Here is a 9,044-nt window from a genome sequence, read left to right as displayed (position 1 = left end):
AGCTTTGCTGAATCCGGAAGTGCCAAGCTTGAAGATCCATAATCGACTCGGTCGATCAGGTCGATGTACAGTGCTAGACACCTCGGTCGGCCCCCTCTCCCTTTGGGAGAGGGCTGGGGTGAGGGTAAGCGTTTATTCGATTCCGACCTGATTACGGCCATTGTTCTTGGCCAGGTACAACCCACGATCCGCCGCCGAAATCAGCAGCCGGCAATCGCTGCCCGCCTGCGGCACCATGGTCGCCAGACCGATGCTGATGGTCAGGCTCGCCCCGTCGCCCGGGGTGTTGTGCGGAATCTTCAGCGCCGCCACGGTCTGGCGCAGTTTCTCTGCCACCAGTCGTGCGCCGCCCGGCGAGGTGTTCGGCAGCACCAGGGCGAACTCTTCACCGCCGTAGCGCGCCGGCAGGTCCGACGGTCGGGCGCTGGCGTCGCGGATCGCTGTGGCGACCTTGCGCAGCGCCTCATCGCCTTCAACGTGGCCGAAGCTGTCGTTGTAGGACTTGAAGTAATCGACGTCGATCATCAGCAACGACAACTGGCTCTGGTCGCGCAGCGAGCGGCGCCATTCCAGCTCCAGGTACTCGTCGAAGTGCCGGCGGTTCGACAGCCCGGTCAGCCCATCGGAATTCATCAGCCGTTGCAGCACCAGGTTGGTGTCGAGCAATTGCTGCTGGCTGACGCGCAACGCACGGTACGCCGCATCCCGCTGCAGCAGGGTCATGTAGGAGCGCGAGTGATAGCGGATGCGCGCCACCAGCTCGATGGTGTCCGGCAGTTTCACCAGATAGTCGTTGGCCCCGGCCGAGAACGCCGCGCTCTTGATCAGCGGGTCTTCCTTGGTCGACAGCACGATGATCGGGATGTCCTTGGTCGCCGGATGATTGCGGTATTCGCGCACCAGGCTCAGGCCGTCGAGGCCGGGCATCACCAGGTCCTGCAGAATCACCGTCGGCTTAATCCGTACCGCCTGGGCGATGGCCTGGTGCGGATCGGAGCAGAAGTGGAAGTCGATGTTCTCTTCATTCGACAGCCCACGGCGCACGGCTTCGCCGATCATCGCCTGATCGTCCACCAACAACACCATGGCGGCGTTTTCGTCGGTTTTAATGTCGTCGATCTGTAAATCATTCATGGGCGGTCACCTGAGTACTGCGGGGGCCAGGATTGCGGAATAGCCTGTTCATTTGGGGAAAACCTCCAGCAATCGTGGCGCTATCTTTTCCAGTGGACGGATTTCGACGGCCGCATCGATCGCCGCTGCTGCCTTGGGCATGCCGTACACCGCACTGCTTTGCTGGTCCTGCGCGATGGTCAGATAACCCTGCTGGCGCATGAGCTTAAGCCCTTGCGCCCCGTCGCGTCCCATCCCGGTCAATAAAACCCCGACGGCATCGCCGTTCCAATAGCTGGCGACACTTTCGAAAAACACGTCGATCGAAGGCCGGTAGATCTCGTTGACCGGCTCGGCGGTGTAGGCCAGCGTGCCGTTTTTCAATAAACGAATATGGTGGTTGGTGCCGGCCAGCAGCACCGCGCCGGCCTGCGGTGGCTCGCCTTCGCGGGCCAGGCGTACATCGAGGCCACTGGCGCTGGCCAGCCATTCGGCCATGCCCGCGGCAAACACCTGATCCACGTGCTGCACCAGCACGATGGCGGCCGAGAAATGGCGTGGCAGGCCCTTGAGCAGGACTTCCAGCGCGGCCGGTCCGCCGGCAGACGAGCCGATCGCCACCAGCCGCTTGCACGACGCCGAACTGCGGTGAGGCGTCGGCACCGGACGCGAGCGCGGGGTTTTCTCGCCGATCAGCCAGCCGATGTTGAGGATCTTGCGCAGCAACGGCGCCGCCGCTTCCTGCGCGTTCCCCGCACCAATGGCCGGGGTATCGACCACATCCAGCGCGCCGTGGCCCATGGCTTCAAAAACCCGGTGCACGTTTTGCTGACGGTCGACCGTGACGATAACGATCGCGCACGGGGTTTCGGCCATGATCCGTCGCGTGGCTTCGACGCCATCCATGACCGGCATGATCAGGTCCATCAGGATCAGATCCGGGGTGTTTTCGGCGCACAACCGCACCGCCTCGGCGCCGTTGTTGGCGACCCAGACCACCTGATGCGCCGGCTCGAAGGCCAGCGCGCGGCGCAAAGCCTCCACCGCCAGGGGCATGTCGTTGACGATTGCGATTTTCATGCCCGCGCTCCTCCAATGAGCTCAACCACTGCATCAAGCAGGGCGTCGTCATGAAAACTGGCCTTGGCTAAATAATAGTCGGCGCCAGCGTCCAGTCCACGACGCCGGTCCTCTTCACGATCCTTGTACGAGACCACCATCACCGGCAGCGATTGCAGGCGGTTGTCGCGGCGCAACAGGGTGACCAGTTCGATGCCATCCATGCGCGGCATGTCGATGTCGGTGATCAGCAAATCGAAGTCCTCCGAACGCAGCGCGTTCCAGCCGTCCATGCCGTCTACCGCGACCGCCACGTCGTAGCCGCGATTGAGCAGCAACTTGCGTTGCAACTCGCGCACGGTCAGCGAGTCGTCGACCACCAGAATCCGTTTGCGCGCCACTTCGGCGGCCTGATTGCCATGGCGGGCAATGCGCTCCAGACGCCCGGTGTTGAGCAGTTTGTCCACCGAGCGCAGCATGTCTTCGACATCGACGATCAGCACCACCGAACCGTCGTCGAGCAGCGCCCCGGCGGAAATATCCTGAACCTTGCCCAGTCGCTCATCCAGCGGCAGCACCACCAGCGTGCGCTCGCCGACAAAACGCTCGACCGCCACCCCGTAGATCGCGTCACGCTCGCGAATCACCACGACCTTGAGGGTTTCGCCGCTGCTCTGACTGGCCGGACGATTCAGCAACTGACTGGCCGCGACCAGCCCGACATGCCGACCTTCGTGCCAGAAATGCTGACGGCCCTCGATCTGCACGATGTCCTGTGGCTCCAGATCGCACATGCGTTCGATATGCGCCAGCGGAAACGCATAAGCCTCCTCGCCGACTTCGACCACCAGACTGCGCACCACCGACAGGGTCAGCGGCACTTCCAGATGAAAGCGGCTGCCCTCGCCCGCCGCCTGCTCCAGCACCACCGCGCCGCGCAGTTGCCGGACCATGTGCTGCACCGCGTCGAGGCCGACGCCACGCCCGGACACTTCGGTCACAGTGTCGCGCAGGCTGAAACCCGGCAAGAACAGGAAGGTCAGCAGTTCTTCTTCGCTCAACTGCGCGGCAGTTTCTGCCGGTGACAATTGGCGTTCAACGATGCTGCGGCGGACCTTTTCCAGATCGACGCCATTGCCATCATCGCTCAATTCCAGCACCAGCAAACCGGCCTGATGCGAGGCACGCAGGCGGATCAGGCCTTCTTCGGACTTACCCTTGAGCAAGCGTTGTTCCGGGGTTTCGATGCCGTGATCGACCGCGTTGCGCAGCAAATGAGTCAGCGGCGCTTCGAGCTTTTCCAGCACGTCGCGATCGACCTGAGTCTTCTCGCCCTCGATCTCCAGCCTTACCTGTTTGCCGAGGCTGCGCCCCAGGTCTCGAACCATGCGCACCTGACCGGTGAGCACGTCGGCGAACGGGCGCATGCGGCAGGCCAGCGCAGTGTCGTAGAGCACCTGGGCGCGCTGGCTGGCTTGCCAGGCGAACTCGTCGAGCTCGGCGTTCTTTTCCGCGAGTAATTGCTGAGACTCGGCCAGCAAACGCCGCGCATCTTCAAGGGCTTCCTGGGCCTCAAGGCTCAGCGCATGTTCCTTAAGATGCACGTTGAGGCTTTCCAGTGCCCGCAGGCCATTATTCTGCATGCGTTTGAGACGCTGCATGGTCGCCAGATGCGGCTTGAGGCGCTGGGTTTCGACCAGCGATTTACTCGACAGGTCGAGCAGGCTGTTCAGGCGTTCGGCGGTGACCCGCAGCACGCGCTCGCCGCCCTCGGTGGTGCGCTTGTTCTTGCGCGGTGCCGGGTCGGAGGTTTCCAGCGGTGTCTCGATCACTTGCGCCGGGGTTTCAATCGGTGCAGGCGCAGGCGGCGGCGCCTGCATCTGCAATTCGGCCATGGGCAGCGGCGCCACTGCGGGCGCTGCCGAAGGGTCGAGCAGGAGTCCCATCAACGCCACATACGCTTCGATGTCCGGAGCTTGCGGAGCATTGGCCGGCGTGGCGATGCGCATCAACAGATCGGTGCCCTGCAACAACGCATCGATGTGCTCGGGACGCAGCAACAGCCGCCCCTCCTGGGCGCTGACCAGGCAATCTTCCATCACGTGGGCGACGCTGACACCGCTGTCGATGCCGACGATCCGCGCCGCGCCCTTGAGCGAGTGCGCCGCACGCATGCACGATTCCAGATAGTCGGCCTGAGTCGGGTTACGCTCCAGCGCCAGCAGCCCGCTGCTGAGCACCTGGGTCTGGGCCTCTGCTTCGAGGCTGAACAGCTCCAGCAGCGAGGCGTCGCGCATTTGCTCGGGGGTCATGTGAGGCTCCGGGTCACGGCGGACAGCAGCTGTTCTTCATCCAGCCAACGCAGGCTGCGCCCCCGGAATTGCAGGACACCACGGGTGTATTTGGCGCTGGCCGTGCTGTTGTGTTCACCGCCGGCACATGACGCGGCGTCGAGAATTTTTTCATCGATGGCGTGGATGCCGTCGACCTCGTCCACCGGCACCACCACCGGTCCGCCGTGGGCGGCGATGATCAGCATGCGCGGCATGATCCGCGCGCCAGTGGCCGGTGCGGCGTTGCCATCAAGGTCGAGCAACTCGACCAGCGACAGGCACGCGACCAACGCCCCGCGCACGTTCGCCACGCCGAGCAAGGCCCGCGAACGCTGGTGCGGCAACGAGTGAATCGCCTGCAGCGGCGCTACCTCCACCAGGCTGCGGGTGGCCAGTCCCAGCCATTCCTCGCCGAGGCGGAACATCAGTAGCGAACGGGTTTTCACATCGGTTTCGACCGCCACGGCGACCGGATCGCGTTCGTCCTGCTGCAATGCATAACGGTCCAGCAGGCGCGTGGCGGCGGCGGAATACACCGCGCAGTTGCGGCAGTGAATATGCTCGGCCAGCAACGGGCACGACTTGTCGCCATGAATACCGATACGGTTCCAGCAATCATCGATGGCCCGGGCGTCTTCGTGGGTGACGTTCAAGGTGTCGGACGGGATCATCGTTTACGCTCACTGTCGGCGGTGCGACCGCTGCGGGCGGCGCGTTCCTGCAATCGTCTGGCACCGGCGCTGTCGCCCTGGGCCTGCAGCAAGGCGGCCAGGTGCATCAACGCTTCGGGGTGTTGCGGTTCAAGGTACAAAGCCTTGCGGTAATGACTCTGGGCTTCGAGCGCGGCACCGGCAACATCGCTGAGCAGACCGAGCCAGTAAAACACCTGCGCCACCGGTTCGTGACTGCGCAGATACTGCTCGCATGCCGCGCGGGCCTCGGCGCTTTTGCCTTCGTTGGCCAGCGCGGCGATGTTGGCGAGCAAGGTCGCCGCGTCCGGGTTGGCGCTTTTGCTGTTGACGGGCAACGGTGCAACGCTGGCAAACGGCCGCGGGCGCACCGGCGGTGGCAGCGGCGGCGGACTGCGCAACGGTTGGCGCACGGGCAATGGCGTGGGGGTCGGCAATGACACCGGCTCCGGCAGCGGATCATTGTGCCGACTGAAGGCGAACGACTGCGGAATACCGATCGAACGCATGCCCAGGCGCCCGAGCAGACTGCCTTCGGCCGGGCCGATGAACAACACCCCATCGACGTGAGTCAGGCGCTTGAGCACTTCGAAGACTTGCTTCTGCGTCGGCTGGTCGAAATAGATCAGCAGGTTGCGGCAGAACACGAAATCGAACGGTGGCTCACTGGCCAGCAGCGTCGGATCTAGCACATTGCCGGCCTGCAGGCGCACCTGCTCACGCACCGCTTCGCTGACCCGATGGCCGTCCTGCTCGGCGGTGAAATGACGCTCGCGAAAATCCAGATCCTGCCCCCGAAACGAGTTCTTGCCGTACAACGCCCGTCGCGCCTTGTCCACCGACAGCGGGCTGACGTCCATGCCGTCGACCTTGAACTGATGAGGCTTGAGGCCGGCATCGAGCAAGGCCATGGCAATCGAATAGGGTTCTTCGCCGGTCGAGCACGGCAGGCTGAGAATGCGCAGCGCGCGCATGTTGTTCAATTCGTCCAGCCGCTTGCGCGCCAGCTTGCCTAGGGTGGCGAAGGATTCCGGATAACGGAAAAACCAGGTCTCAGGGACGATCACCGCTTCGATCAACGCCTGCTGTTCGTCCCGCGAACCTTGCAGCAGTTGCCAGTATTCATCGCTGTGCGCCGCTTGCGAGAGCGTGATGCGTTGGCGCACCGCGCGCTCGATGATCGCCGGCCCCACCGAGGTGACATCCAGGCCGATGCGTTCCTTGAGGAAATCGAAAAAACGCTGGTCGCTGCTCATGACTGCGCCCCAAGCGGCGCCGGAAACAGCAGGCTGCGCACCGCGTCATCCAGCAAGTCGTTGACCCGCACCCACTGCACCAGCCCCTGGGCATCTTCGCGCACCGGGCCGAGGTACGGCGCCTGACGATTGTCCAGGCCATACGGCTGGAAATCCTCGGGGTTACAGCGCAGGGTGTCGGTCGCCTGCTCAAGGATCAGCCCGAGCCAGCGCGACGGCTGCCGTTCATCCGGACGGTAATGCACCAGCACCAGCCGCGTACTGGTGCGCGCCTCGGCGGGATGGCCGAAAGTCAGCGCGCTGAGGTCGATGGCCGGTACCACCACACCGCGATAGGCGAACACCCCGGCGACCCAGTTCGGCGCTTGGGCAATCGGCTTCAACGGCAGGCGCGGCAACACTTCCGCCACCTCGGTGGCGCGCAAGGCGTAACGCTCGCTGCCGATGCGAAACAGCAGGAACAACGCCTGCTTCGCCACCGGCGCAGCGCTGCGTTTGGCGGTGATTTCACTCATCAGACTTTGAATCGCGAAACGCCGCTGCGCAGCCCGACGGCCACCTGGCTCAGTTCGTCGATGGCGAAACTGGCCTGACGCAACGACTCGACGGTCTGGCTGCTGGCGTCGCCCAACTGCACCAGCGCATGGTTGATCTGTTCGGCACCGGTGGCCTGGGCCTGCATGCCTTCGTTGACCATCAACACCCGCGGCGCCAGCGCCTGCACCTGATGGATGATCTGCGACAGTTGCTCGCCGACCTGCTGCACCTCGGCCATGCCCCGGCGCACTTCTTCGGAGAACTTGTCCATGCCCATCACGCCAGCAGACACCGCCGACTGGATCTCGCGGACCATTTGTTCGATGTCGTAAGTGGCGACGGCGGTCTGATCCGCCAGACGCCGCACTTCGGTGGCGACCACGGCAAAACCACGCCCGTATTCGCCGGCCTTCTCGGCCTCGATGGCGGCGTTGAGCGACAGCAGGTTGGTCTGGTCGGCGACTTTTACGATGGTCACCACCACCTGATTGATGTTGCCGGCCTTCTCGTTGAGGATCGCCAGTTTGGCGTTGACCAGATCGGCCGCGCCCATCACCGAGTGCATGGTGTCTTCCATGCGCGCCAGGCCTTGCTGGCCGGAACCGGCGAGTACCGAGGCCTGATCGGCGGCGGTGGACACTTCGGTCATGGTGCGCACCAGATCCCGCGAGGTGGCGGCGATTTCACGTGAGGTCGCGCCGATTTCGGTGGTGGTGGCCGCGGTTTCGGTGGCGGTGGCCTGTTGCTGCTTGGAGGTGGCGGCAATTTCGGTCACCGAAGTGGTCACCTGCACCGAGGAGCGTTGGGCCTGGGACACCAGCGAAGTCAGCTCGGTCATCATGTCGTTGAAGCCGGTTTCCACCGCGCCGAACTCGTCCTTGCGATCCAGATTCAGCCGGCTGCTCAGGTCGCCGGTACGCATGATTTCGAGGATTTTCACGATGCGGTTCATCGGCGCCATGATCGCGCGCATCAGCAGCAGACCGCAGGCCCCGGCTGCGAGCACGGCCACCAGCAGCGAGACGAACATGCTGACCTTGGCCGCCGCCACGGCTTCGTCGATGTTGGCCATGGCCTGGTCAGCGACCCGTTTGTTTTCGCCGATGATGTCGTTGAGTTTCATGCGGCCGGTGTACCAGGCCGGGGTCAGCTTCTCGGTGAACAGCTTGACCGCGTCGGCTTCCAGGTTGCGCTTGTGCAAGTCGAGCACCTGATCCTGGATCTGCATGTAGGTGTCGTGATCTTTCTCGAACGCAGCGAACTCGACCCGGTCCTCGTCGGTGGTGACGGTGTTGCGGTAGTTGGCCATCTGCTCCTGCAGGCGCGTCTCGAAGGCCTTGTAGTCCGCCGCGTCTTCGCTGCTGATGCCCTGCCCTTCCTTGAGGCCGAGCAGTTCCTGGGTCTGCAGATAACTGTCGACCCACGCGCCGCGGATCATCGAGCTGTAATAGACGCCGGGAACGGCGTCATCACGCACGCTGCTTTCACTGGCTTCGATTTTCAGCAGGCGGGAATACGAAACGACGACCATCAGCAACATGATGGCGATAATCACCGCAAAGCTCGCCAAAATGCGTTGGCGCAACGTCCAGTTCTTCACAGTGATTCCTCGTGCCTAAGTCGAAATGCGGGGAGTATAGCCGAGGGCGGTGTTTCATTTATAAGACGCTTTTTAACCCTCGGGCCGGCCCGACTTGGTTCGCGGGAAGGCTCTGGGGTGGGACTGTCCGACAATCCGGGGCTGGCGTGCCAGTGATGGAATGGCAAAAAGGGGCGCTGGATCGGTCATTTGCGCCCTCGACATCTCGCCAAATAATGGCAATGCGCCTTTATGCGCAACTTCTTGCGCACTTGATCGCGTTTTTTCGCTACTCGAATTGCTACAGAGCCCGTGTGCCGGAGCCTGTAGCCGAGTGCGCAACTTCTTGCACACCACTGCGCAAGAAGTTGCGCACTTTTCGCCTTTTTTTGGCATGAAACATCTTGAAACATGACCTTTAGAGCAGTTTAACCCCCGGATCACGGAGTCCTTGGCAAACCTGGCACGCTCCTTGATA

Annotated in this window: 7 protein-coding genes; all 7 read right to left on the bottom strand. The window is 63.1% G+C overall.

Features of this window, described 5'->3' with window-relative positions:
• Positions 1-132: 132 nt before the first annotated feature.
• The 7 genes from KCG87_RS27195 to KCG87_RS27165 are packed head-to-tail and all read right to left on the bottom strand — an operon-like array spanning position 133 to position 8,587.
• Complete coding sequence (locus KCG87_RS27195) at positions 133-1,134, bottom strand: diguanylate cyclase (protein ID WP_025112221.1); 1,002 nt, start codon at positions 1,132-1,134, stop codon at positions 133-135.
• 48 nt (positions 1,135-1,182) lie between these two features.
• Complete coding sequence (locus KCG87_RS27190; protein ID WP_098967417.1) at positions 1,183-2,193, bottom strand: chemotaxis response regulator protein-glutamate methylesterase; 1,011 nt, start codon at positions 2,191-2,193, stop codon at positions 1,183-1,185.
• Positions 2,190-4,484, bottom strand: a complete 2,295-nt coding sequence (locus KCG87_RS27185) for a hybrid sensor histidine kinase/response regulator (protein ID WP_210559226.1) — start codon at positions 4,482-4,484, stop codon at positions 2,190-2,192. The genes KCG87_RS27190 and KCG87_RS27185 overlap by 4 nt, the downstream gene beginning before the upstream one ends.
• A complete protein-coding gene (locus KCG87_RS27180; protein ID WP_210559227.1) occupies positions 4,481-5,176 on the bottom strand; it encodes a chemotaxis protein CheW in 696 nt (231 codons plus the stop codon). The genes KCG87_RS27185 and KCG87_RS27180 overlap by 4 nt, the downstream gene beginning before the upstream one ends.
• Positions 5,173-6,450, bottom strand: a complete 1,278-nt coding sequence (locus tag KCG87_RS27175; protein WP_210559228.1) for a CheR family methyltransferase — start codon at positions 6,448-6,450, stop codon at positions 5,173-5,175. The genes KCG87_RS27180 and KCG87_RS27175 overlap by 4 nt, the downstream gene beginning before the upstream one ends.
• The gene (locus KCG87_RS27170; RefSeq protein ID WP_098967411.1) at positions 6,447-6,965 is read right to left on the bottom strand and encodes a chemotaxis protein CheW; all 519 of its coding nucleotides are present in this window, start codon (positions 6,963-6,965) and stop codon (positions 6,447-6,449) included. Before KCG87_RS27170 ends, KCG87_RS27175 begins: the two co-directional genes overlap by 4 nt.
• Positions 6,965-8,587, bottom strand: coding sequence for a methyl-accepting chemotaxis protein (locus tag KCG87_RS27165; protein ID WP_098967409.1), 1,623 nt, complete (start codon positions 8,585-8,587; stop codon positions 6,965-6,967). Before KCG87_RS27165 ends, KCG87_RS27170 begins: the two co-directional genes overlap by 1 nt.
• Between the last annotated feature and the right edge of the window lie 457 nt (positions 8,588-9,044).

This window comes from Pseudomonas sp. MWU347, assembly GCF_017947305.1.
Taxonomy (GTDB): domain Bacteria; phylum Pseudomonadota; class Gammaproteobacteria; order Pseudomonadales; family Pseudomonadaceae; genus Aquipseudomonas; species Aquipseudomonas putida_A.
The sequence above is the reverse complement of the archived record's forward strand: the minus strand, read 5'-3'. Positions and strand labels throughout refer to the sequence as shown.